The organism is Streptomyces sp. NPDC000594 (assembly GCF_040299965.1).
Taxonomy (GTDB): domain Bacteria; phylum Actinomycetota; class Actinomycetes; order Streptomycetales; family Streptomycetaceae; genus Streptomyces.
Window position 1 is genome coordinate 82,821 of the sequence record NZ_JBEPCY010000007.1, and the last position, 24,419, is coordinate 107,239.

Annotated in this window: 18 protein-coding genes; 13 read left to right on the plus strand and 5 right to left on the minus strand. The window is 72.6% G+C overall.

What is annotated here, in order from left to right:
* Window positions 1–73: 73 nt before the first annotated feature.
* On the minus strand, window positions 74–364 hold the full coding sequence (locus ABT354_RS13130) for a hypothetical protein (protein WP_351492761.1): 291 nt from the start codon (window positions 362–364) through the stop codon (window positions 74–76).
* Window positions 365–772: 408 nt separating this feature from the next.
* Here ABT354_RS13130 and tdh point away from each other — a divergent pair, with 408 nt between their 5' ends.
* A complete protein-coding gene (gene tdh / locus ABT354_RS13135; protein ID WP_351492763.1) occupies window positions 773–1,801 on the plus strand; it encodes an L-threonine 3-dehydrogenase in 1,029 nt (342 codons plus the stop codon).
* Window positions 1,802–1,867: 66 nt separating this feature from the next.
* Window positions 1,868–3,049: a glycine C-acetyltransferase gene (locus ABT354_RS13140; protein ID WP_351492765.1), complete on the plus strand. Its 1,182-nt coding sequence runs from the start codon at window positions 1,868–1,870 to the stop codon at window positions 3,047–3,049.
* Between the two features lie 233 nt (window positions 3,050–3,282).
* Here ABT354_RS13140 and ABT354_RS13145 read toward each other — a convergent pair whose 3' ends face one another.
* Together ABT354_RS13145 and ABT354_RS13150 are read right to left on the minus strand one after the other, a co-directional pair.
* A complete protein-coding gene (locus ABT354_RS13145) occupies window positions 3,283–4,488 on the minus strand; it encodes a DUF6397 family protein (protein ID WP_351492767.1) in 1,206 nt (401 codons plus the stop codon).
* 182 nt (window positions 4,489–4,670) lie between these two features.
* A complete protein-coding gene (locus tag ABT354_RS13150) occupies window positions 4,671–5,075 on the minus strand; it encodes a roadblock/LC7 domain-containing protein (protein ID WP_351492770.1) in 405 nt (134 codons plus the stop codon).
* Between the two features lie 281 nt (window positions 5,076–5,356).
* On the opposite strand from ABT354_RS13150, the gene ABT354_RS13155 reads away from it, so the two are divergent.
* Entirely contained in the window at window positions 5,357–5,935 is a 579-nt protein-coding gene (locus ABT354_RS13155) for a GNAT family N-acetyltransferase (protein WP_351492772.1), read from the plus strand.
* A gap of 244 nt (window positions 5,936–6,179) precedes the next feature.
* Window positions 6,180–6,980, plus strand: coding sequence for a hypothetical protein (locus ABT354_RS13160; RefSeq protein ID WP_351493175.1), 801 nt, complete (start codon window positions 6,180–6,182; stop codon window positions 6,978–6,980).
* Between the two features lie 49 nt (window positions 6,981–7,029).
* On the opposite strand, the gene ABT354_RS13165 is transcribed toward ABT354_RS13160, so the two are convergent.
* Window positions 7,030–7,212, minus strand: coding sequence for a tail-anchor membrane protein (locus tag ABT354_RS13165; RefSeq protein WP_351492775.1), 183 nt, complete (start codon window positions 7,210–7,212; stop codon window positions 7,030–7,032).
* A gap of 242 nt (window positions 7,213–7,454) precedes the next feature.
* Here ABT354_RS13165 and ABT354_RS13170 point away from each other — a divergent pair, with 242 nt between their 5' ends.
* The 9 genes from ABT354_RS13170 (at window position 7,455) to exaC (ending at window position 22,694) form a co-directional block, all read left to right on the plus strand.
* Window positions 7,455–10,484, plus strand: coding sequence for an SCO1167/SCO6262 family helicase (locus ABT354_RS13170; RefSeq protein ID WP_351492777.1), 3,030 nt, complete (start codon window positions 7,455–7,457; stop codon window positions 10,482–10,484).
* Window positions 10,481–11,872: an SWF or SNF family helicase gene (locus ABT354_RS13175; protein WP_351492779.1), complete on the plus strand. Its 1,392-nt coding sequence runs from the start codon at window positions 10,481–10,483 to the stop codon at window positions 11,870–11,872. Before ABT354_RS13170 ends, ABT354_RS13175 begins: the two co-directional genes overlap by 4 nt.
* Window positions 11,873–12,223: 351 nt before the next feature.
* Window positions 12,224–13,540: an esterase-like activity of phytase family protein gene (locus ABT354_RS13180; protein WP_351492781.1), complete on the plus strand. Its 1,317-nt coding sequence runs from the start codon at window positions 12,224–12,226 to the stop codon at window positions 13,538–13,540.
* 330 nt (window positions 13,541–13,870) lie between these two features.
* Entirely contained in the window at window positions 13,871–14,485 is a 615-nt protein-coding gene (locus ABT354_RS13185; RefSeq protein WP_351492783.1) for an N-acetylmuramoyl-L-alanine amidase, read from the plus strand.
* A gap of 225 nt (window positions 14,486–14,710) precedes the next feature.
* Window positions 14,711–15,967, plus strand: a complete 1,257-nt coding sequence (locus ABT354_RS13190; protein ID WP_351492785.1) for a GAF domain-containing protein — start codon at window positions 14,711–14,713, stop codon at window positions 15,965–15,967.
* A 331-nt stretch (window positions 15,968–16,298) separates the two neighbouring features.
* Entirely contained in the window at window positions 16,299–17,768 is a 1,470-nt protein-coding gene (locus ABT354_RS13195; protein WP_351492787.1) for an aldehyde dehydrogenase family protein, read from the plus strand.
* Window positions 17,765–19,324 (plus strand): APC family permease, encoded by a 1,560-nt coding sequence (locus tag ABT354_RS13200; protein WP_351492791.1) that lies wholly within the window; start codon window positions 17,765–17,767, stop codon window positions 19,322–19,324. Before ABT354_RS13195 ends, ABT354_RS13200 begins: the two co-directional genes overlap by 4 nt.
* A 30-nt stretch (window positions 19,325–19,354) precedes the next feature.
* On the plus strand, window positions 19,355–20,920 hold the full coding sequence (locus tag ABT354_RS13205; protein ID WP_351492793.1) for a GMC family oxidoreductase: 1,566 nt from the start codon (window positions 19,355–19,357) through the stop codon (window positions 20,918–20,920).
* Window positions 20,921–21,170: 250 nt separating this feature from the next.
* On the plus strand, window positions 21,171–22,694 hold the full coding sequence (exaC, locus tag ABT354_RS13210; RefSeq protein WP_351492795.1) for an acetaldehyde dehydrogenase ExaC: 1,524 nt from the start codon (window positions 21,171–21,173) through the stop codon (window positions 22,692–22,694).
* Window positions 22,695–23,062: 368 nt separating this feature from the next.
* Here exaC and ABT354_RS13215 read toward each other — a convergent pair whose 3' ends face one another.
* Entirely contained in the window at window positions 23,063–24,349 is a 1,287-nt protein-coding gene (locus ABT354_RS13215) for a glutaminase (protein WP_351492797.1), read from the minus strand.
* Window positions 24,350–24,419 lie beyond the last annotated feature (70 nt).

Sequence of the window (24,419 nt, forward strand, 5' to 3'; positions counted from 1 at the left end):
CCCCGCCACCGGCCGTCCGGTGGCCGGACACACCCTCCCGCCGCCCGGCCCGGCGCGGGCCCTCGGGCGGGTGTCAGGCGGCCTGGTGCGGCAGGGGCGGAACGGTGGCGCCACCGCCACTCCGCACCGCCTGCACCACGGCCTGGTGCAGGGTCCTGCTCTTCTCCTCCGAAGGACACGGCAGGGGGCTGCCCGCCATGGTGAACCAGTCCGACGCCCCGCTGTACTGGATGGCGACGCGCGCCTCGCCGTCGGCCCAGGTGGTGTGCACGGTGAGATCCCCGGTCAGTACGCCGACCTCGTCGGTGAGCACCCCGCCGCGCCCGGAGTACACACCCGTGGTCGTCCACGATGCCCAGCTCATCCTCCCAGGCTCGCACCCGGGGGCCGGATGTGCGAACCATGCCCTCCCGGGCGGCGCGCGGGCCCCTCGGAGGTGGCGGGTCGGGGCCGGATCCGCCCGCATCGGATCCGGCCCCCGCACCGGCGGCCCTGCCACCATCGCCCTCCTGGGCTCCGGCCGTACGGCCCGGAACGCACCCGCAGGTGTGCGCCCCGGCTCCCGGCCCCTCCGGTGCTGCCCTGCGGACACCGTATGAAGCTCCGCTTTGGGCCCGCTTAAGAAATCCTCGATGGACTCCCGGGGCCACCCTGGGCAGATTGGTGGAGGTCCGACGGCCGGGAGCCGTTGTGTCCGATCGCCCCGGGCGGCGCGTGCCGCCGTCCGTCCGTCGCCCCCTCCCCGCCCGCGACCATGCCTGGAGCCGCACCCATGAAGGCACTTGTCAAGCAGTACGCCGAGCCCGGCCTGTGGCTCATGGACGTGCCGGAGCCGGAGTACGGGCCGGGTGATGTCCTGATCAAGGTCCTGCGCACCGGGATCTGCGGCACCGATCTCCATATCCGCTCCTGGGACGCCTGGGCCCGGCAGGCCGTGGACACCCCCCGGGTCCTCGGGCACGAGTTCGTGGGCGAGGTGGCGGCCGTGGGCGCCGATGTGCGCGATATCGCCGTCGGTGACACGGTCAGCGGCGAGGGCCATCTGGTCTGCGGAAAGTGCCGCAACTGCCTCGCCGGGCGCCGTCATCTCTGCCGCAGCACGATCGGCCTGGGCGTGGGCCGCGACGGCGCCTTCGCGGAGTATGTGGCGCTGCCCGCCTCCAATGTGTGGGTGCACCGGACCCAGGTCGACCTGGACATCGCGGCGATCTTCGACCCGTTCGGGAACGCCGTGCACACCGCGCTCTCCTTCCCGCTCGTCGGCGAGGACGTCCTGATCACCGGGGCCGGTCCGATCGGCATCATGGCGGCGGCCGTCGCCCGGCACGCCGGGGCCCGCAATGTGGTCATCACCGACATCAGCGAGGCCCGGCTGGACCTCGCCCGCAAGGCGGGGGCCACCCTCGCCCTGAACGTCGCCGAGCACCCCATCGCCGAGGCACAGCGGCGCCTCGGCCTGAAGGAGGGCTTCGACATCGGTCTGGAGATGTCGGGCCGCCCCGAGGCCATGCGGGACATGGTCGACAACATGACCCATGGCGGGCGGATCGCCATGCTCGGTCTGCCCGCGGACGAGTTCGCCGTCGACTGGGCGAGGATCGTCACCTCGATGATCACGATCAAGGGCATCTACGGCCGGGAGATGTTCGAGACCTGGTACGCCATGACCGTGCTGCTGGAGGCCGGGCTCGATCTGACCCCGGTCATCACCGGAAGCTACGGGTATCAGGAGTTCGACGCCGCGTTCGACGAGGCGGCGACGGCCCGGAGCGGCAAGATCATTCTTGACTGGACCCGCTGACCGCCCGCCTGCCCTCTCCGCCCTTCCCGCCGCCCTCCGCCCACCACACCCAGGGAGCCCCCGCCGATGTACGCCTCCGTCCGCGACGAACTGCGCAGCACGCTCGACGAGATCCGCCAGGCCGGACTGTTCAAGCCCGAGCGGGTGATCGCCACCCCGCAGAGCGCGACCGTCTCCGTCGCCTCCGGGGAGGTGCTGAACTTCTGTGCCAACAACTACCTGGGCCTGGCGGACCACCCCCAGGTCGTCGCCTCGGCCAAGGAGGCCCTGGACCGCTGGGGCTACGGCATGGCCTCGGTCCGCTTCATCTGCGGCACCCAGGACGTCCACAAGGAGCTGGAGGCCCGGCTCTCCGCCTTCCTCGGCCAGGAGGACACGATCCTCTACTCCTCCTGCTTCGACGCCAACGGCGGGGTCTTCGAGACCCTGCTCGGCCCCGAGGACGCGGTGATCTCCGACGCCCTCAACCACGCCTCGATCATCGACGGCATCCGGCTCTGCAAGGCGGCCCGGCACCGCTATGCCAACCGTGACCTCGCCGAGCTGGAGCAGCGGCTGAAGGAGACCCAGGACGCCCGCCGCAGGCTGATCGTCACCGACGGCGTCTTCTCCATGGACGGCTATGTCGCCCCGCTCGCGGAGATCTGCGACCTGGCCGACCGCTATGACGCGATGGTCATGGTGGACGACTCCCACGCGGTCGGCTTTGTCGGCCCCGGCGGACGGGGCACGCCCGAGCTGGCGGGGGTCATGGACCGGGTGGACATCATCACCGGCACCCTGGGCAAGGCGCTCGGCGGCGCCTCCGGGGGCTATGTCGCGGCCCGCGCCGAGATCGTGGCACTGCTGCGGCAGCGCTCCCGTCCGTACCTCTTCTCCAACTCCCTCGCCCCGGTGATCGCCGCCGCCTCGCTCACCGTGCTCGATCTGCTGGAGACGGCCGGGGACCTGCGGGAGCGGCTGGCCGCGAACACCGCCCTCTTCCGGAGCCGGATGACCGAGGAGGGCTTCGCGATCCTGCCCGGCGACCACCCGATCGCCCCGGTGATGATCGGTGACGCCTCCGAGGCGGGGCGGATGGCGGAACTCCTGCTGGAGCGCGGGGTCTATGTCATCGGTTTCTCCTACCCGGTGGTGCCGATGGGCCAGGCCCGGATCCGGGTGCAGCTGTCCGCCGCGCACTCGACCGAGGATGTGGAGCGAGCCGTGGCCGCCTTCGTCGACGCGCGCCGGGAGCTGAAGGGCTGAGACCCGCCCTGCGGCGGGCGCCGTCCGGGCTGGTCTCCCGGACGGCCGCCCCGGGCCGGAGCCCGCGCCCGGAGCCCGGTCCGAGCGCGGTGCCCGGCGTGGTCCGGGCAGCGGGCGCGGTGCGGGACCCGGTCGCGGCACCGGGCTCCGGGGCGGGCCCGGGGTGGCCCACAGCGCCCTCCACAGCCGTGATCCGAGGTCGAGGGCCCGGCCGAGCAGGCCGCCGCCCGGCCTCATCCGGGCAGCTCCGTCCGGTCGGCCCCGGGGCGCCGCAGAAGCCGTCCGAGCAGCGCCCGTCCGGGAAAACGACGGCCGGAGCGGCGAGGTGGCCGCCGCGGGTCCGTACGGCCAGGGACGGTATGTGGCGCGGGTGAGGGCGCGGGAGCCGGGAAGCGGCGCCGTGCTCCGGGCGCACCGCCCGATGGGTGCGGCCGGGAGGGCTCGGGGGCAGCGGCCCCGGGCCGGTCCGTCGCACACACCGGTACCGTCCGGGCGATCCGTGCCACCGGGGCCCCGGAGGGACCCGCTCCGAGCGGCACGACGGGTGCCCGCACACCCGGGGACCGGCCCTCGCCGACCCGATACACACGCCGGACCAGGAGCCCGCCCATCGCGGCAGGGGCACCCGGGCTCCCCTCCCCAGCACCCGGAACCCGGGGCGGCCCGGCCGAGGGGCGGACGACGCAGGGCCCCGACGGCGGAACCGGCCCGGCCGCGCGGGCCCGGACCAGCTCCAGCGCGAGCCGCTCCCGGAGCGCCCGGATCTCATCCGGCCGGTCCGCACGGGCCAGCCGCTCCGCCATGTCCCGCGCACCGGCCGTGCGGAACCGAAGACTCTCCGGGGCGGGGCCCAGCGAGCCCAGACGGGCACGGTCGGCGGCATCCGGGACCAGCTCGGCGACCGTCCCGGGATCGAGCGCCGCGGCGATGGCCGCCACCCTGGCCCAGGGGTCCTCGGTGCCGCGCAGCAGCAGGGCGAGCCGCCGGGCCCGCCAGCCCCGGGGACGGCGGTCCTCCTCCTGCTCCGGGCCCGCTCGCAGCCATGGCGGTGTCCTGCCGGTGAGCAGCTCCGGATGGTCCCGGGCGAACTCCTCCAGCTCATCGACGAGATAGAGCCAGACCACGACGTGGTAGCGGTTGAGGGTGAAGCCGGCCGGGGCGATCCGGCCCGTGCGGGCGAGGCGGGTGAAGCGCGCACGGCCGATGCCGAGCAGGCCCGCTCCCTCCGCGGTGGCCACCGTCCTCACCCGTGCGCGCAGTTCGCCGGGGAATCCCTCCTCCCCGCGCAGCCGCAGGATCTCCTCGCGCGGGACCCGCACGCCGGGAGCCCCCGGCGCGGTGCGGATCCGCCCGAGCAGCACCGCCAGATCGAACTCGGTCCTCCGCAGCTCCAGCAGCCTGGCGGCCTGTGCCGGAGTCAGCGCGTTCTCCACGGTCATGGTCGTCTCCCCCGTGAGCGTTCCGTGCTCCTGGAAGGACCATAGCCCCGTGTCGCCCCGACCGTCGGGGCCTGTGGATAACTCCGATCGCGTTGATGTTCACGCAGGTCAGGGCGTGTACATCGGATCCGTCTCCGGATCCTTCGGCGCGATCGGCGGCGGTCAGCGGCGGTCAGCGGCGGTCAGCGGCGGTCGACGACGGGCTGTCTCACGGCGACGCTCAGATGTTCGCCGACCCGGTTGACCATCAGTGTCATCTCGTAGGCGATCTGGCCGACATCGGCCTCGGCCTCGCTGAGGACACAGAGGCAACTGCCGTCGCCCGCCGCGGTGACAAAGAGCAGTGCCTCGTCGAACTCGACCATCGTCTGGCGCGCCCGGCCGGCCCGGAAGTGCCGTCCGGATCCCCGGGCGAGGGAGTGCAGCCCGGAGGAGACCGCCGCGAGATGTTCGGCGTCCTCCCGCGCGAGCCCCGCGCTCGCCCCGGTCACCAGACCGTCGTTGGAGAGCACCAGCGCGTGTTTGATGTGCTCGATCCGCTTGGTCAAGTCGTCGAGCAGCCAGTCGAGTCCTTTGCTCAGCGGCATGGTCGGTCCTCCCCGCTCATACGTTCCCCGTGTTGCGGTAAGCCTTTCGTACCGGCGACGGCAGAGCAAGGCGCAACGGGAGCACGGAATCGCGCACACGGGGAGCGTACATTCGAGCGGCATATTCAGAACGACGGATGACATCGCCCGTCGCGCCAGGAGCCCGGCTTCTCCCGGGAATTCACAGAACGGGAAATCCCCGGACACCTGTGCGGTTCGGCCGGGCCCGCCGCCGGAATATCCGATGGCCCGTCCGCCCGGGATACCGAAAGATAGTGATCATGGATGTCTTCCTGACCACCGAGCGGCTGTCGCTGCGCGCCCTCACCCCGGCGGACCTGCCCCAGGTGTACGCACTCGACAGTGATCCCGAGGTGATGCGCCATCTCAACGGGGGTCGGCCCACCACCCCGCAAGCGGTCCGCGAAGAGGTGCTGCCGCTGCTGACACGAACGGTCCCGTGCCTCGGCCACCCCGGCTTCTGGGCGGCCGAGGAACGGGCGACCGGGTCCTTTCTGGGGTGGTTCGAGTTCCGCCCGCCGAGCGACGAGGACGCCACCGTCGTGGAACTGGGATACCGCCTCAACCGGTCCGCGTGGGGCCGTGGTTACGCCACCGAGGGATCCCGCGCGCTCGTGCGCAAGGGATTCACGGAACTGCGGGTGGAGCGGGTCTTCGCCACCACCATGACGGTGAACTCCCGCTCGCGACGGGTCATGGAGAAAGCCGGACTCCGCCATGTCCGCACCTTCTTCGACGACTGGCCGGACCCGGTCGAAGGGGCCGAACACGGGGATGTCCAATACGCCCTGACCAGGGAGGAGTGGCAGCGCGACCACCTCGGCCCCGGGGTCGGGTGACACCCGCGCCGCCGCACGGCCCGGGGCCCGGGGCCCCGCCCGAGCCCGGCGCAGGCGCCCTCCGTGCCCGACCGGGAAACCGCCCGGCACTCTCGACGGCGAGGTTACCGACTGGTTAGGGTGCGCCCGCCGATGCTTCCACCGTCGGGCGGGCGGACAGGCGCGGGGCGTACCGGCGGGCGTACCGGGGCAGGCGTCAACAGGCGGTTCCCCGGACGCGGTGGCGATCACACGGGAGGGCACCATGGCCGGACCGGACGACATCGGCGAGGAGGACGCCCTCGCCGTGCTCACGGCGGTCCTGCTCACCCCCGCCCGCTTCCCCGCCGTGCTCGGGGACGACTTCCCGGCCGCCTGCGCGGCCCTGGGGCTCCCGCCCCGCTCCGTGGGTTACGGGCTGGTGCTCGGCCAGGACTCCGCCGGCGCCCGCTGGACCGTGGCGGTGGACGATGTCTCGCTCGTCGCCGTCGCGGTCGCCGCCTGGGACTGCGGTCTGGAGCATGGACTCTCCCCCGGACCGGACACGGTGGTGACGGCCCTGCCCGGCTGGCCGCTGCCGCTGGCGCTCGCGGCCCCGGGCCGCCCGGCGCCCCATGATCCCGCCGGGACCGGCGGGGCACCCCTTCTCAGGGCACCCGACGCCAGGGGCTGGAGCCCCGCGCGCCGACGACTGGGCGCCGACGAGATCGCCTTGAGGTGGGCCGAGTGGCGAGGCCGGATCCAGGAGGCGCCGTTACGGCCGGACCCCGGGACGGCGGCACGACGCCCCCCGCTCTCCCATCCGGGCCTGCGGCGGGCGCTGGAGGAGGCCGACGGCTACACACGGTCGATGCCTCCAGCGGGCAGGGTGCGCTCCGCTTTCGCGCCCGGCGGGGCGCGCATGCTGCGGGCCGACGGACCGGGATGGTCCCTGGTCGCCAGAACCGATGACATGGCCTTGGTCCTGCTGGACGAGGAACCGGGCGAGGTGCTTCCGGTGCCCAGGGGCCCTCGGCTGCCCGCACTGCTGGCCGCTCTCGACGCCATGGCCACACACCCGGACTGAGCCACGCCGACCGGGCACGCCGGCCCGGCACGCCGTCAGCCAACAGCGGTCAGCGACCCAGCTCCTTGCGTGAGACCCGGCGCAGCCTGCGCCGCTGCCCGGGGTCGAGCATCAGATAGGCCACGGCGGGCACCCCCACCACGACGAGCAGCGAGAACCAGAAGCCGATGAAGGGCATCAGCAGCAGGCCGACGGCCACTCCCCCAATGATGATCTTCGTACGTGGCGTCACAGCGGTGCCTCCTTGCCTGGTGGACCGCCCCCCTGCGGGCCACTCCTGCATCGGAGAACGCCCGAAGGCCGTGCGAAGTTCCCCGAACCCCCGACCCACCCCCCTCCCGGCCCTCACACCCGGCCCCCCACAGGGGCGAGTGGCGTACATCACGCCACCACTCCCCACTCACGAGGCCTCCCTCGGGTATCCTCGGCGACTCCCGCTCGGAACTAGTCAAGTTTGAGGAATGCATCATCGCTGTGCACACACCCCTCTCTCCGGCATCCCTCGGCCCCGTCGCCCGCGCCGGCGCGGTCTTCCTCCCCGGCGAACCCTTCCGCACCGGCAGGATCGCCCTCTGGCACCCCGGTGGCACCCCCGCCCCGGAGGCGCCCCGTACCCCCGGTTCCGACCGGTCCCCCGGCACGGCCGGACCGCTGACCGTCGTCGGTGAGGATCTGCTTCCGCACACCGTGAACGCGCTGTTCCTGCCCCTGGAGACGGCGCTTCCGCTGCTCACCCGGGCACGCACGGCCCCCGGCGCCTCCCCCTCCCTGGCGTTCTGGGGTGCCGCGGCGATCCTGGCCCTCCAGTTCACCGCGCGCGGACTGCTGCTGCCCGGGCTCTCCCCGAACGGCCACGACTGCTGGCGGATGGGCCCGGCGACCGCCGAGGACCTGGAGCGGATCCGGGCGCTCGCCGCCGCGATGCCGCCCGCCGCCCATGCCGTCCCCCTGGACCCGGCCGCGCCCGGGGGCCAGGACACCCAAGCGCTGGGCATCCCCCTGCTCCCGGAGCCGGAGCCGCTGGTGCGCGCCTTCCTCGACGCGGTCGCCGATATGCTGCCGCGCACCCCGGCCGCCCCCTGGGCCGCGGGCGGCCCGGCGTTCACCGCCACCGCACCCCAGCGCCTCCCCGAGCTGCGGGCCTGGGCCGCGGATGTGGCGGCGGGCCATGACGCGGGCGTCCGGCTCTCCCTGCGGATGGAGCTGACCGCCGACGGCGGCGCGATGGGCCGGGAGCCCGGCTTCCGGGCCGTACTCCAGCTCCACAGCGCGAGCGACCCGTCCGCCGTCGCGGACGCCGTCACCGTCTGGGCGGGCGGGGACGGCACCGACGGAGGGCACGGCGACGGAACGCACCCCGCCTTCGGCCCCCGGACCCGGACGGACACCCTGCTCGCACTGCGCCGGGCGGTACGGGCCTGGCCCGCGCTGACCCCGCTGTTGCAGGCGGCGGTCCCCGACGCGCTGACCCTCGCCGACGAGGACGTGGTCGATCTGCTCGGCGGAGCCGCCGAGGCGCTCGCGGCGAGCGGGATGCGGGTCCACTGGCCCCGGGAGCTGTCCCAGCGGCTCACTACCCGGGCCGTCGTCGGACTGCCCGGCGACCACACCGACCCCGAGGCCGCAGGCGCCCCCGACCCGACCGAAGCCGCCGCCGATCCCGTACACCCCACCGATCCCGGGAGTGCGGGCCGCGCGTCGGGCTCCTCCGGGATGCCCTCCCTCCTCGGCGCGGGCGCCCCCTTCACCCTCCGCCGCCATCTGGCCCTGGGCGACCAGCCGCTGACCCGTGCCGAGCTGGACCGGCTCACCGAGGCCAAGAGGCCGCTCGTCCGGCTGCGCGACCAGTGGGTGCTCGTGGACCCCGAGGAGGTCCGGCTGTCCGGGACGGCCAAGGACCGGTCCCTCTCCCCGGCGGACGCCCTGCACGCGGCGCTGACCGGCAGCTTCGACCTGGACGGCCGCACCGTGCGGACGACCGCCTCGGGCGCGCTCGCCCGGCTGCGCGACCATCTCACCACTCCCGTGGAACCCACCGGTCACACCGCACCCGGCAGCGCCATCGACCCCGTGGAGGCACCAGCCGCCCTCGCCGCGACCCTTCGCGACTACCAGCTGCGCGGCCTCAACTGGCTGCACCGGATGACCTCGGTGGGCCTCGGCGGCTGTCTCGCCGACGACATGGGCCTCGGCAAGACGATCACCCTGATCGCGCTCCATCTGCACCGGCAGACCCAGGAGTCGACCGCGGGCCCCACCCTGGTCGTCTGTCCCGCCTCCCTCCTGGGCAACTGGCAGCGGGAGATCGAGCGGTTCGCGCCCGGCACCCCCGTCCACCGCTTCCACGGCGCCGCCCGGACACTGGACGCCCCCGCCGCCGGAACGGTCGTCCTCACCACCTACGGGACCATGCGGCTGGACGCCCAACGGCTCGGCTCCGTCCCCTGGGGGCTGGTCGTCGCCGACGAGGCCCAGCATGTCAAGAACCCGTACTCGGCGACCGCCCGGCAGCTGCGCACCATCGGGACCAAGGCCCGGATCGCACTGACCGGCACCCCCATCGAGAACAACCTCTCGGAGCTGTGGGCCATCCTCGACTGGACGACCCCGGGGTTGCTGGGACGGCTCGGCACCTTCCGGCGCCAGTGCGCCCAAGCGGCCGAGGGCGGCGACCCGGAGGCGGCCCGCAGACTGGCGGCGCTGGTCGGACCGTTTCTGCTGCGTCGGCGCAAGTCCGACCCGGGGATCGCGCCGGAACTGCCGCCGAAGACCGAGACCGACCGGACCGTCATCCTCACCCCCGAACAGGCGGGGCTGTACGAGGCGGTGGTGCAGGAGACCCTGGAGGCGATCTCCGACGCCCAGGGGATGGAGCGGCGCGGTCTGGTGGTCCGTCTGCTGACCTCCCTCAAGCAGATCTGCAACCACCCCGCGCAGTACCTCAAGGAGGAGGATCCCGTCCTCGGCGGACGCTCGGGCAAGCTGGAGCTGCTGGACGAGCTCCTCGACACGATCCTCGCCGAGGGATCGAGCGTGCTGATCTTCACTCAGTACGTCCGGATGGCCCGGCTGCTGGAGCGGCATCTCGCGGCACGGGGCACCACGGCGCAACTCCTGCACGGCGGGACGCCGGTGGCCGCGCGCGACGCCATGGTGGCCCGCTTCCAGAACGGCGAGGTCCCGGTCTTCCTGCTGTCCCTCAAGGCGGCGGGCACCGGCCTCAACCTCACCCGCGCCGAGCATGTCGTCCATCTGGACCGCTGGTGGAACCCGGCGGTGGAGGCACAGGCGACGGACCGGGCGTACCGCATCGGCCAGACCCGCCCCGTCCAGGTCCACCGGCTGATCGCGGAGGGGACCGTGGAGGACCGTATCGCCGCACTCCTGGCGCGCAAACAGCGGCTCGCGGAGTCCGTCCTGGGCTCCGGCGAGGGCGCGTTGACCGAGTTGAGCGACGCCGAACTGGCGGATCTGGTGCGACTGCGAGAGGACGGCGCTCGATGAACGACCACGGCCACGAGCACGAGAACGACAGCCACGACGACGACCGCGCGTACGACGTGTACGACGACCACGACGGGGAGGGCCACGAGGACGGCGGCAGCGGGCGGGGCCCGGAGCCGGCGGCCCGGCCGGTGGAGCGGACCTTCGCCGCGCTCCCGCCCGTCGCGGGTGGCGGTTTCGCCCGGAGCTGGTGGGGCAGGGCGTGGGTCGGCGCCCTGGAGGGGACGGCGCTGGACTCCGCGCAGCTCACCCGGGGGCGCCGGATCGCCCGCTCCGGCGCGGTCGGCGCGATGTCCGTCCGCCCCGGCCGGATCACCGCCGTCGTACGCGACCGGGACGGGACCGGCCACCGCGCCGATGTGCTGCTGACGGAACTGACCGCTCCGGCCTGGGAGCGGTTCCTGGACATGGCCGTGGAGAGCGCGGGGCACATCGCCGCGCTGCTCGACCACGAGATGCCCCCGCACCTGGTGGAGGACGCCGCCACGGCCGGTGTCGACCTGCTCCCCGGGGTCGGCGATCTGGAGGGCGAGTGCGGCTGCGGCGCCTGGGACGTGTGCCCGCACACGGCCGCCCTCGCCTACCAGGTGGCACGGCTGCTCGACCGGGACCCCTGGGTCCTGCTGCTGGTACGGGGCCGGGACGAGCGGCGGCTGGTCGATGAGCTCCAGGCCCGCAGCGCCGCCCGTGCGACCCCGTCCCGCGCGGACGGGGCGGCGGAGGTCCGGACGCCCCGGGGTGTTCCGGCCGACCGGGCGTACGCGGCGCGGGTGCCCGGCCTGCCGCCGCTGCCCCCGGTGCCCACCGTCGCGGGGAGCTCTCCGGCGCTGGACACCGAGACGGCCCCGCCGGCCGGGGTCGATCCGCGGGCGCTGGAGTTCCTGGCCGCGGACGCGGCGGCACGGGCCCGCCGGATGCTGCTGGCGGCCCTGGCACCGGACCACGGCGACCGGCCGCTCGACCCGCCGCTGACGCCCGATCAGGACGCGGTACGGCTCGCCGCCGCCGCGCCGGGCGCCGCGGTCCTGGGCCGCCTCGCCACCGGCGGCGGTCGGCAGCGGGCCGGTCTGGAGACGGCGGCACGGGCCTGGCGGGCCGGGGGCACGGAGGCACTCGCGGTCCTCGACGGGACGGACGCGCCCGGCCCGGCGGTGCTGGAGCGGGCGGCCGCCGCGCTGGAGTCGGCATGGGAGGCGGCGGAGCGGCCCCGGCTGCGGGCCGCCGGACCCGGCCGCTGGACCGTGGTGGGCCATGACGCGCAGCTGCGGACCGGGGCGGACGGCCGCTGGTGGCCCTTCCGCCGGGAGGCCGGCCGGTGGGTGCCCGCGGGGCCCGCCGCCGCCGACCCGGAGTCGGCCCTCGCGGACGCCCTGGGCGAGACCGGCTGACCCGTCCGTTCCGGAGGCGGGCACACACCGGGGCGGGCCTCCCCGCCTGTTCAGGCGATCCCGGTGCGCCGGAATCCGGGAAACGGCCCCCTGGCTGCGGAAAGGTGCGGCAGTGTTCATCCGGACGCCTTACGGCGTCCGGACCCACCGCACCAGGGGCCCCGGTACGGTCGCTCTCCGCAGGGGGCGCCCGTACCGCCCGGCCCATCGGCCGGCCCCCCGGTCGGCGGGTCCGCCATCCGTACCGGCCCGACCCGCAGGAGGCCCCCCTTGGTCACCCGTACCCCTCTGGTCACTCGCACCCGCCCGGTCACCCGTACCCGTAGTCATCCGTTCCGTATCCGTGCCGGGGTGCTCCCCGTCGCCCTGATCACCGCAGCCGCCGTCGCGGGCGGCTCGGCGCTGGTTCCCGCGCCCGCCACGGCCGCCCCGGGCGGGGCGCCCCGGGTGACCCACAGCGCCGTCCTGGACGAGATACCTCTCGGCGCGTTCAGCAACGCACTGCTGCCGGGTTCCGTCGCCGACGACCGGGGGGTCCGTCTCGGCGGTATCGGCAGCGCGATCTACCCGGCGGGCCGGAAGGGCGAATTCTGGACCGTCACCGACCGGGGCCCGAACGGCCGGATCCGCGTGGACGGAGTCCAGCGCCGCACCTTCGCGGTGCCGGGGTTCGATCCCGCGCTGGTGCGCATCCGGGTCGAGGAGGAGCGGGTGCGCGTACTGACCGCGATCCCGCTGACGACCTCCTCCGGGCGAGCGGTCACCGGACTGCCGAACCAGGCGCCCCGGGACGAGGCACCGTACACGTACGACGCTCAGCGGCCTCTCGCGTACAACCCGGACGGGCTGGACACCGAGGGCATGGTGCGCGCCCCGGACGGCTCGTTCTGGCTGGCCGACGAGTACGGGCCGTCGCTGGTGCATGTCTCCCGGCAGGGGCGGGTACTGGCGCGTTACGTTCCCGAGGGGCTGCGGCTGCGCGGTGCGGACTATCCGGTGATCGAGGCGCTGCCGTCGATCCTGCTCCACCGCAAGCAGAACCGCGGATTCGAGGGGCTGGCCCTGCTGCCCGGCGGGGACCTGGTCGCCGCAGTCCAGAGTCCGCTGTCGGTCCCGGACACGGACGCGGGCGAGTCGTCGCGCAATGTCCGGCTGCTGCGTTTCTCGCCGCACAAGCGGGCCGTGACCGCCGAGTACGCGTACCGCTTCGACGCGGTGGACGTGGTCGACCCGGGTGAGACGGACACCTCCGAGCTGAAGATCTCCGCCCTGGTGGCGGTGGGCCGCGACACCCTGCTGGTGCAGGAGCGCACCGACCGGGCGGCGCGGCTGCACCGGGTCGTCCTGCCGCGGGGCGCGGGCATCCTGGGCAGCGGCTGGGACGACCCGGCGACCTCGCCGAGTTACGAACAGCTCGGCGACCCGGCGGGTGCGGGTGTGCCGGTGCTGAGGAAGAGCCTGGTGGTGGATCTCGGGCCGGTCGCCGGGGTGCCGGGGAAGATCGAGGGCGTCGCGGTGACGGGCCGTCGCGAACTGACCGTGATCAATGACAACGACTTCGGGATGAGCGACGGTCCCGGGGCGTTCGACCCGGACGGACGGCTGGTGGACAGCGGCGTCGACACCCATGTCGTACGGGTACGGCTGCCGCGCCCGCTGACCGGCTGATCCGGGGGCGCCGACCGACACAGGCAGGGGAGGCCGCCCGGGACACCGTCCCGGGCGGCTTCTCCCTGTGCCGCGCGCCGAACTCCCCTAGCACAGAAGAGGTCGATGCACAGGGAGTCGGGATGAACTCCTTCACGGTGCCATGGCGCCGCCGTACCGTGGTCCCGCCCCGACGCGCTCCGACCCGACCCGGAATCCGCCGACACGGTGGAGTACCGACATCCCCGGCGAACCACCACCGACAGGAGATCCTGCTGGCGACCTCCCCGGTGTCGCACAGCGGGGAGGCCACCGTCCCCCTCCCCGCCCACAACCGTCTGGAGAGGTCCCATGGACCGAAGAGCACTGTTCAGGGCCGCGACGGCGGTATCCGCCGGCCTCACCCTGACGCCCCTGGCCGACGCCCGCGCGGCCGGTGCGCAGCAGCCGGGCGGGCATCGCGCACCGGCGTCGACCGACTATCCCACCGCCGTCTGGACCCCTGCGGCGGCCTCCAACCGCACCGCGTCCGAACGCCCGTCCGCGTACCCGATCACCCATGTGGTCATCCATGTCACCCAGGAGACCTTCGAGGACACCCTCGCCATCTTCCGGAACACGGCGCGAAGGGTGTCGGCCCACTATGTGGTGCGCTCATCGGACGGGGCGGTCGCCCAGTGCGTACGGGAGCGGGACATCGCCTGGCACGCGGGCAACTGGACCAGCAACACCCGCAGCGTCGGCATCGAGCACGAGGGCTGGGTCGACCGTCCCGAGTGGTTCACCGCGGCCCTCTACGAACGTTCGGCGGCGCTCACCGCATGGGTGTGCGACCGCTACGGGATCCCCAAGGACCGCACCCATATCATCGGCCACCACGAGGTCCCCGGAGCCACCCACTCCGACCCGGGACCCCACTGGGACTGGACCCGCTATGTCCGGCTGGTCAACGCCGCCCGCCTCTGACCGGATGACCCGGATGACCTGTATGGCCCGCATGGCCCGCATGGCCCGTACGCATCGTGTGGTCCGTACGGTCCGCGTGGTTCCGTCGTCGGAGCCATCGGGGTGGCCCGGCGTGTCCGGATCCCCGCGCGCCCCGGGCGACCGGGGGCGGCGCGCGCCCGGGTACGGTCCCGTGCGCCGGTACGGTGACGGATGCGCGGGCGTCCCCCGGGTAAGGCTCCCGCTGTGAGCGACACATGGGTGGCTCTGGAGCCCGGCGCGGACCCGGCCGTGCGCGGCGCCGAACTGCGCCGGGCGTATGACATCTACCGGACCGCGGGCCGCGTCGAGCATCCCGTGCGCCCCGTGGTGGCCGAGTCCTGGCGCCGCTCCGCGCGCGCCCGGGTGAGCCCCGAGGGGATCGTCGGCGTCGACCTGGACGACGACGCCCTCCTGGCCTGCCGCGAGGAGCATCCGCTGGGCCGGGCGATGCCGCTGATCCGCGAACTGACCGGTGGTTACGCACGGGATGGCGACCATCTGGTGGCCGTCTGCGACGCCCATGGGCGACTGCTGTGGGTGGAGGGTCCGGCGGCCACCCGGCGCAGGGCCGATCTGATGAACTTCGTCCCCGGTGCCCGCTGGGCCGAGTCCACCGCCGGGACCAACGCCCCCGGGACCGCGCTCGCCGTCGACCGCCCGGTACAGGTCTTCGCCGCCGAACACTTCCGCCGTCCGGTCCACCCCTGGACCTGCGCGGCGGCCCCCATCCACGATCCCGCCAGCGGCCGGCTCCTCGGCGCGGTCGACATCACCGGCGGGGACCGGCTGGCGCATCCGCACAGTCTGGCCTTTGTCGCGGCGGTGGCGCGGGCCGCCGAGTCCCAACTCGCCCTGCTGGCGCCACCGCCGGACCCGGGGAGCGTCCGGCTGCGCGCCCTCGGCCGGGACGAAGCCCTGCTCAGCACCGGTGGGCGGGTCGTCCGGCTGAGCCGCCGGCACAGCGAGATCCTGGTTCTGCTGGCCCACCGCCCCGAGGGAATCGGCGGGGACGAACTCCTGGTGGAGCTGTACGAGAACGAGTCGGTCACCCCGGTCACCCTGCGGGCCGAACTCCACCGGCTACGGGCCCTTCTCGGCCCCGACACCCTCCGTTCCCGGCCGTACCGGCTCACCCAGCGGGTCGAGACCGACTTCGGCGCGGTCGGCAGACGGCTGGCGTCGGGCGCGCTGACGGCGGCGGTCGGCGCCTACACCGGGCCGTTGCTGCCCGCGTCCCGGGCCCCCGCGGTGGTACGGCTGCGGCGGCGGCTCGCGGACCAGTTGCGGGCGGCCCTGATCGCCCGTGGGGACCCGGGGTTGTTGCGGGAGTGGGCGTACAGCCCCTGGGGCGAGGAGGACCTCCCGGTCTGGCGGGCCCTCGCGTCCGCGCTTCCCGCGCCCCAGCGGCCCTCCGCGCTGGCCCGGGTCCGGGAGCTGGACGGCGGGCTGCGCCGGGCCTGACCCCGGGGGTCGGCAGCGGGCGCACCCGTACCCACTCGGTCCCCCTCGGAAAACCCGAACGGCCCGAACAGCCCGGACGGTCGGCGCGATCCGGCCCGCACTCCGCACCACAGCCGGTCCCGCACCACGGTCGGTCCCGCACGGACAACCGGCCCCGTACGGACGGCAGATCCCGAGCGGGCGGCCGGGACGCCGACCACCGGTGCCCGGCGTGTCTCCCGTGGGCGGACCGGACCGGCCATGACGGCTTCCGCACGGGCCGGGGGGAGTAGGGCGGCCCCGCCAGGGTACGAGCCGGGTGCTTGGCTGTCCCCCGACCGGAGGAGCACCGATGCCGGATCTGTTCATCGGCGGTACCTGGACCGGCGCGCACGGCGGACGGACCCGGGAGATCCGCTGCCCGGCGGACGGCACTCCTGTCGGCACCGTGGACGAGGCGGGCCCCGAGGATGTCGCAGCGGCCGTCGGTGCCGCCCGCGACGCCTTCGACCGGGGCCCCTGGCCACGGACCCCGGCCGCCGAGCGGGGCCGGCTGCTGCTGCGGGTGGCCCGGCTGCTGGAACGCGACCGGGCCGCCCTCGCCCGCGCCGAGTCCCTGGACACGGGCAAACGGCTGGTGGAGAGCGAGTACGACCTCGATGACATCGCCGCCTGCTTCCGCTGGTTCGGCACGCTCGTCGCCTCGGGCGACGGCGGCCGGGTGGTGGACACCGGGACGGCGGAGGTGGACAGCCGGGTGGTGAGGGAGCCGGTCGGGGTCTGCGCCCTGATCACCCCGTGGAACTATCCGCTGCTCCAGACCGCTTGGAAGGTCGCTCCGGCGCTGGCCGCCGGGAGCACCTTCGTCCTCAAGCCGAGCGAGCTGACCCCGCACACCGCCATCGGGCTGATGAGACTGCTGGCGGAGGCCGGGTTGCCGGACGGGGCGGCCAATCTGGTCCTGGGCAGCGGACCCGGGACGGGTGCCCCGCTCACCGAGGACCCCCGGGTCGACCTGGTGTCCTTCACCGGCGGACTCGCCACCGGCCGTCGGGTGATGGCCGCGGCGGCCCCGACCGTCAAGAAGGTCGCCCTGGAGCTGGGCGGCAAGAACCCCAACATCGTCTTCGCGGACGCCGACTTCGACGCCGCGGTCGACCACGCCCTCACCGCCGCCTTCCTCCACTCCGGCCAGGTCTGCTCCGCCGGGACCCGGCTGCTCGTCCAGGACCGGCTGCACCAGCGGTTCACGGAGGCGGTGGTGGCCGGGGCGCGGCGGATCCGGATGGGCGGCCCCTTCGACCCGGACGCCCGTACCGGACCGCTGATATCGGCGGCCCACCGGGAGAAGGTGGAACGGTATGTGGCCGCCGGGATCGCCGAGGGCGCCCGGCTGCGCTGCGGCGGACACCGGCCCGACGACCCCGCCCTGCGGGACGGCCACTTCTATCCACCGACCGTGCTCGACGCTTGTACGGCCGCGATGTCGGTGGTACGGGAGGAGTCGTTCGGGCCGGTGCTGACCGTCGAGCGGTTCACCACCGAGGAGGAGGCGGTCGCCCTCGCCAATGACACGGAGTACGGCCTCGCGGGGGCGGTCTGGACCGGCGACGGAGAGCGGGCCCGGCGGGTGGCCTCCCGGGTGCGCGCCGGAACGGTCTGGATCAATGACTTCCACCCCTATGTGCCGCAGGCCGAGTGGGGTGGGATGAAACAGTCCGGAGTGGGCAGGGAGCTCGGCCCCTCAGGGCTGGCGGAGTACCAGGAGACCAAGCACATCTGGCACCGTCTCACACCGCGCCCCGGGGGGTGGTTCTCATGAGCCCGCGCAAGGACCGCGACCGGGACGGGACAACCGCCGAGGACGACAACGCCGCCCTCGCCCTGCTGGGTTACCGCTCCTCCGGGCTGCGCCGCACCCTGGGTGGCTTCCACACCTTCGCCGCCGGGATCAGCTATCTCTCCGTTCTCACCGGCACCTTCCAGCTCTTCTACTTCGGGGTGGCCTTCGGCGGCCCCGCCTACTGGTGGTCCTGGCCGCTGGTCTTCCTGGGTCAGCTGGCGGTCGCCCTCTGCTTCTGCGAGCTGGCGTCCCGCTATCCGGTGGCCGGTTCCGTCTACAACTGGGCGAAGGCCCTGGGCGGTCCCCATATCGGCTGGCTGGGCGGATGGATGATGCTGACGGCGACCATGGTCACCCTCGCCGCCGTCGCCCTCGCCTATCAGCTGACCCTGCCGATGATCGACCAGCGGTTTCTGATCGTGGAGGACACCGCCGTCAACGCGGTCCTGCTCGGTTCCGCGCTGATCGTCTTCGCCACCCTGGTGAACGCCTTCGGGGTCCGGCTGATGGCCCGGATCAACTCGGCGGGCGTCTTCATCGAACTGATCGCCGCGGTGGTGCTGATCGTGCTGCTCGCCACCGAGGTCACCCGGGGCCCCGGGGCCGTGCTCACCGAGACCCATGGCCTCGGCGACGGCGGGACACTCGGCTGGTTCGGTGCCTTTCTGACGGCGTCACTCGCCTCCGCGTATGTCATGTACGGCTTCGACACCGCCTCCTCGCTGGGCGAGGAGTCCCGCGATCCCAGCCGTAACGCGCCCCGGGCCATTCTGCGCGCACTGGTCGCCACCTTTGTCCTCGGTGGCTCGATCCTGCTGCTCGCCCTGATGGCGGTGCCGGATCTCGCGGCGGACGAACTCTCCGCCCAGGGGCTCCAGTACGTGGTCCTCACGGTCCTCGGTCCGACGGCGGGCGAGGCGGTGCTGTGGTGCGTGGTGATCGCGATCACGGTCTGTGTACTGGCCGTACAGGCGGCGGGCATCCGGCTGATGTTCGCGATGGCCCGGGACAACAATCTGCCGGCCGGACGGGTGCTCTCACACATCAGCCCCCGCTTCGGGACACCGGTCGTCCCGGCGGTGGCGATCGGGGTGGTGGGGGTGGCCGTCCTGGTGCTCAATGTCGGGCAGCCCCAGATCTTCTCGGTGCTCACCAGTATCGCCATCATCATGATCTATCTGGCGTATCTGCTGGTCACCGCCCCTCAGCTGATGCAGCGCCTCCGGGACCGCCGGAACGGTCAGGACGGCCCGCAGCCCGCCCCGGGGTCCTTCTCCCTGGGCCGCTGGGGGCTTCCCGTCAACATCGTCGCGGTGGTATGGGGGGCGGCGATGGCACTGAACCTCGCCTGGCCGCGCGCCGAGGTCTACAACGCCACCGGCCCGCAGCACTGGTATCTGCGCTGGGGCGCCTTCCTGTTCGTGGGGGCGGTGGCCCTGGGCGGCTTCGCCTACTACTGGTTCGTCCAGCGTCACCGTACGGGTGTACGGGAGGAGCACCGCGCCCCGCAGCAGCCGCCCGCCGCACCACGCTGATCCCACCCGTACGCCCCCGGAGGTCGCACCATGCCCCTGCCGAACGACTCCGTTCCCGAGTACGACTATGTGGTGGTCGGTGGTGGCACGGCCGGTGCCGTCGTCGCCGCGCGGCTCTCGGAGGACCCCCGGGTCCGGGTCTGTGTCCTGGAGGCGGGCCCGTCCGACGCGGGCGACGAGAACATCCTGCGGCTGGACCGCTGGATGACCCTGCTGGAGTCGGGGTACGACTGGGACTACCCGGTGGAGCCACAGCCCCAGGGGAACGGCTATCTGCGCCATGCGCGGGCGAAGGTGCTGGGCGGCTGCTCCTCGCACAACTCCTGTATCGCCTTCTGGGCCCCCGCGGAGGATCTGGACGAGTGGGCGTCGCTGGGGGCCGAGGGGTGGAGCGCCCGTGACTGCTTCCCGCTCTTCCGGCGGCTGGAGAGCAACGACGCCCCGGGTGACCACCACGGCCGCTCCGGTCCGGTGACCATCCGTACCGTCCCCCCGGCCGACCCCTGTGGCCGGGCGCTGCTGGCGGCCTGCGCGGAAGCGGGCATTCCGACGACACCGTTCAATACCGGGAGCACGGTGGTCCGGGGCGCCGACTGGTTCCAGATCAACGCCCGCCCGGACGGCACCCGGGCCTCCTCCTCGGTGGCGTACCTCCATCCGGCCCTCGGCCGGCCCGGTCTCGACATCCGTACCGGTGTCCAGGCCCGGAAGCTGCTCCTCGATGCCTCGGGACGGTGTACGGGCGTCTCCTTCCTGCGCCCGGACGCCCGGGGCCACGAGGAGGTACGGGCCCGCCGGGAAGTGATCGTCTGCTGTGGGGCGATCGACTCTCCGAAGCTGCTGATGCTGTCGGGCATCGGCCCGGCGGAGCATCTGCGGGCGGTCGGGATAGAACCCCGGGTGGACTCCCCCGGGGTCGGTTCCCGGCTCCAGGACCACCCCGAGGGGGTGATCATGTGGGAGGCCCGCCGGCCGATGGTGACCACATCGACCCAGTGGTGGGAGATAGGGATCTTCGCCGATACGGAACCGGGCCTGGACCGGCCCGATCTGATGTTCCACTACGGCTCGGTCCCCTTCGACCTGAACACCTACCGCCGGGGCTATCCCACCGCGGAGAACGCCTTCTGTCTCACCCCGAATGTCACCCGGTCCCGCTCCCTGGGCACGGTACGGCTGCGCACCCGGGACTTCCGCGACAAACCGAGGGTGGACCCCCGGTACTTCACCCATGACCACGACATCCGGGTGATGACCCGGGGGCTGCGGCTCGCCCGGGAGATCGTGGCGCGGTCGCCGATGGCGGGCTGGGCGGGCCGGGAGCTGGCCCCCGGGCCCTCGACCGTCACGGACGACGAGCTGGTCGCGTATGTCCGGCAGACCCACAACACGGTCTACCACCCGGCGGGCACCGTACGGATGGGCGCGGTGGACGACCGGCACGCACCGCTCGACCCCCGGCTGCGGGTAAAGGGCGTCCGGGGGCTGCGGGTCGCGGACGCGTCCGTGATGCCGGTACTGACCACGGTCAATCCCTGCATCACCACGATGATGATCGGTGAGAAGTGCGCCGATCTGATCCGCACGGATGCCTGACCGCCGGAACCGGCAGGACCGACGTACCCGGCAGGACCGACGTGCCCGGCAGAACCCCGCAGCACCCCGCAGGCCCCGGAAGGACGGACGGGTCCTGCGGGCCGCGCGGGACCGCTGATACATACGAAGCGGGCCGTACGGGGGGCGCGGCCCCCTCGCAACCCGCTTGCAACGTAACGGCTCCTAGCCTCGCCGTGAGCGCCGTCCAATGGCGGACGGCGCACGGTTCCGTCTCCGGGAGGCCCCGTACATGACCCGCTTCGCAAGCCCCGGCAGTGAGGGCGCGATCGTCTCGTACCAGCCCCGTTACGACCACTGGATCGGCGGGGCGTACGTTCCCCCGGCCCAGGGCCGGTACTTCGAGAACCCGAGTCCGGTCAACGGCCGGCCGTTCACCGAGATCGCCCGGGGCACCGCCGAGGACGTGGAACGCGCCCTGGACGCGGCCCACGCGGCGGCCCCGGCATGGGGCCGCACGGCGCCCGGGGAGCGCGCGAACGTCCTGCTGCGCATCGCCGACCGGATGGAACAGCACCTCCAGGAGCTGGCGGTCGCGGAGAGCTGGGAGAACGGCAAGCCGGTACGGGAGACCCTGGCGGCCGACATCCCCCTGGCGATCGACCACTTCCGCTACTTCGCGGGCGCGCTCCGGGCCCAGGAGGGCACCCTGAGCGAACTGGACGACGACACCGTCGCCTATCACTTCCATGAGCCACTGGGAGTGGTCGCCCAGATCATCCCGTGGAACTTCCCCATCCTGATGGCCACCTGGAAGCTCGCCCCGGCGCTGGCGGCGGGCAATGCCGTGGTCCTCAAGCCCGCCGAGCAGACCCCGGCCTCGATCCACCTCTGGCTGGGCCTGGTCGCCGATCTCCTCCCCGACGGTGTCCTCAACATCGTCAACGGCTTCGGCGTGGAGGCGGGCAAGCCGCTGGCCTCCAGCCCCCGGGTGGCGAAGATCGCCTTCACCGGCGAGACCACCACCGGGCGGCTGATCATGCAGTACGCCTCCGAGAACATCAAACCGGTCACCCTGGAGCTGGGCGGCAAGTCGCCGAACATCTTCTTCGACGACATCTGGGCCGCCGACGACGACCTGCGGGACAAGGCGCTCGAAGGCTTCACCATGTTCGCCCTCAACCAGGGCGAGGTGTGCACCTGTCCCTCACGGGCACTGATCCAGAGCGGCCACTACCGCGAGTTCCTGGAGGCGGGCATCGCCCGTACCGAGCGGATCGTCCCCGGACATCCCCTCGACACCGACACGATGATCGGCGCCCAGGCCTCCAACGACCAGCTCCAGAAGATCCTCTCCTATCTGGACATCGGGCGTCAGGAGGGCGCCAAGATCCTCACGGGTGGTGAGCGCGTCGAGCACGGCGGCGAACTGGCGGGCGGCTACTACGTCCAGCCGACCATCTTCGAGGGCGACAACCGCATGCGCGTCTTCCAGGAGGAGATCTTCGGACCGGTCGTCGCGGTGACCTCCTTCTCCGACTTCGACGACGCCATCAAGACGGCGAACGACTCCCTCTACGGCCTGGGCGCCGGCGTCTGGACGCGTGACATCTCCACCGCCTACCGCGCGGGCCGTGCGATCCAGGCCGGGCGGGTCTGGACCAACTGCTACCACGCGTACCCCGCGCACGCGGCCTTCGGCGGCTACAAGCAGTCGGGCATCGGGCGGGAGACCCACCGGATGATGCTGGACCACTATCAGCAGACGAAAAACTTGCTCGTGTCGTATTCGCCGAAGAAGCTGGGCTTCTTCTAGGCAGGGAAAAGGGCGCCTGAGCAGGGAGTTTCCCTGTCAGGCGCCCTTCGTGGCGCACTTCTGTGCGGTAAGTCGAAATCCGATGTTGCCCCCGATTTCTCCCACCTGGATCCCACCTCTGACCAGCCGTTCCGGGGTATTTCCGGGCCAGTAGCCGGTTAGGCCGGTTCTTTCCGATCATCGGATCGCTGGTTGGTGTGTGTCGTCGACTGACGCGCAGTGGGCGCGGATCGAGTCCACTGCCGCCGGACCGGACGCCGGGGCGGGGTGGGCGGTGACGCTCTCTGGTGCACGAGCGCAGGCGAAAGACTCGCCGTTCACGCGTCAATTCCCGCTCTTCGCTGGAGGGGCTCCCGCGCTGGGCCACCTTAGTGCGGTGAAGCCACGACTTGTTCGATATCTCGGACGACGGTGACTCGGCCACCATCGCCGGGATGGGGATCGGGCATGATCGCTTCCGGGTCGACGAGGTAAACCTCGTGACCGTCCAGTGTGAGTCGACGCACGACCTCCAGCAACATGCGCCGCGCCACGTCATCGATCAAATAGACCATGGTGAGGTCCAAAGCTACCCTGACTTCTTCGGGAGCAGTGTTCACAGCTTCCCGGACAACTCTCTCGGCTCCGGCGAAACCAATCCCACCTTGCAGTTGGAGGACCCGGACCGCATTCGGTCCGTCGCCGCCGACGACGTGGTTGGACCGCACGATGGCACGCGCAGCGGCTGGGACCTCCATCACATGCAGGCCCATATCGGAGGAGAACCGTTCGAATAGCGACACTCCGCGAACGCTGTTCCCGTGGGCGTCCAGTCGTGGTGAGAAGGTGGCGATGCCGATCTGGCCGGGGAGCGCACCGATCAGGCCCCCGGCCACGCCACTCTTCGCCGGAATGCCGACCTGGGTCGCCCAGTCACCGGCCGCGTCATACATTCCGCAGGTGGACATGACGCTCAGCACCTGACGCACCACCGGTTCGCGAATCACCCGCTCACCTGAGAGAGGATTTACGCCGCGATTGGCCAACGTCGCGGCCATCATGGCCAGATCCCGCGCGGTGACGAGCACAGAGCACTGGCGGGTGTAGCCCTCGACGATGGCCCTGGGGTCCTCGGTGAGAATGCCGTAGCTGCGGAGCATGTACGCGATGGCGAGGTTGCGGTGCGCGTGCTCCATCTCCGACACGCACACCGCCTCATCAATCCTCAGCCTGCGACCGGCAAACGCCGAAAGGCCGCGGACCACGCGCTCCACGCGCTCCGGCGGATTCATGCCCTCCGCACCTGCCAGCGAGTGGGCGGTGATCGCACCGGCGTTGATCATGGGATTGAAAGGGCGCCCAGTATCGCTTTCGAGAGAGATCTGGTTGAACGCCTCTCCTGATGGCTCGACACCGACTTTGGCGAGCACCGGGTCGAAGCCACGATCAGCCAGTGCCAGCGCGTACGCGAACGGCTTGGAGATCGATTGGATCGTAAACTCGGTATCGATGTCGCCGGCACCGTAGACCTCGCCGTCTACGGTGGCAAAGACCGCGCCGAGGCGATCGGGGTCCGCTGCCGCAAGCTCAGGGATGTAGTCCGCCAGCTGTCCAGAAGTGTCCGACTCGACGCCTCCGAGGGCCTCGGCCAGATAGTCGGGAATGACCGACCGCATGCGTCCTCCTCCATACCTTTCGGGCGATGAATATGCTGCGGCGTCAGCGCCGAGGCCACCGTAGTGCATG

Excerpts from the sequence above, each read along its gene's own strand:
- ABT354_RS13130 (WP_351492761.1), bottom strand. The coding sequence starts at position 364 with ATGAGCTGGGCATCGTGGACGACCACGGGTGTGTACTCCGGGCGCGGC.
- tdh (WP_351492763.1), top strand. The coding sequence starts at position 773 with ATGAAGGCACTTGTCAAGCAGTACGCCGAGCCCGGCCTGTGGCTCATG.
- ABT354_RS13140 (WP_351492765.1), top strand. The coding sequence starts at position 1,868 with ATGTACGCCTCCGTCCGCGACGAACTGCGCAGCACGCTCGACGAGATC.
- ABT354_RS13145 (WP_351492767.1), bottom strand. The coding sequence starts at position 4,488 with ATGACCGTGGAGAACGCGCTGACTCCGGCACAGGCCGCCAGGCTGCTG.
- ABT354_RS13150 (WP_351492770.1), bottom strand. The coding sequence starts at position 5,075 with ATGCCGCTGAGCAAAGGACTCGACTGGCTGCTCGACGACTTGACCAAG.
- ABT354_RS13155 (WP_351492772.1), top strand. The coding sequence starts at position 5,357 with ATGGATGTCTTCCTGACCACCGAGCGGCTGTCGCTGCGCGCCCTCACC.
- ABT354_RS13160 (WP_351493175.1), top strand. The coding sequence starts at position 6,180 with ATGGCCGGACCGGACGACATCGGCGAGGAGGACGCCCTCGCCGTGCTC.
- ABT354_RS13175 (WP_351492779.1), top strand. The coding sequence starts at position 10,481 with ATGAACGACCACGGCCACGAGCACGAGAACGACAGCCACGACGACGAC.
- ABT354_RS13185 (WP_351492783.1), top strand. The coding sequence starts at position 13,871 with ATGGACCGAAGAGCACTGTTCAGGGCCGCGACGGCGGTATCCGCCGGC.
- ABT354_RS13195 (WP_351492787.1), top strand. The coding sequence starts at position 16,299 with ATGCCGGATCTGTTCATCGGCGGTACCTGGACCGGCGCGCACGGCGGA.
- ABT354_RS13200 (WP_351492791.1), top strand. The coding sequence starts at position 17,765 with ATGAGCCCGCGCAAGGACCGCGACCGGGACGGGACAACCGCCGAGGAC.
- ABT354_RS13205 (WP_351492793.1), top strand. The coding sequence starts at position 19,355 with ATGCCCCTGCCGAACGACTCCGTTCCCGAGTACGACTATGTGGTGGTC.
- exaC (WP_351492795.1), top strand. The coding sequence starts at position 21,171 with ATGACCCGCTTCGCAAGCCCCGGCAGTGAGGGCGCGATCGTCTCGTAC.
- ABT354_RS13215 (WP_351492797.1), bottom strand. The coding sequence starts at position 24,349 with ATGCGGTCGGTCATTCCCGACTATCTGGCCGAGGCCCTCGGAGGCGTC.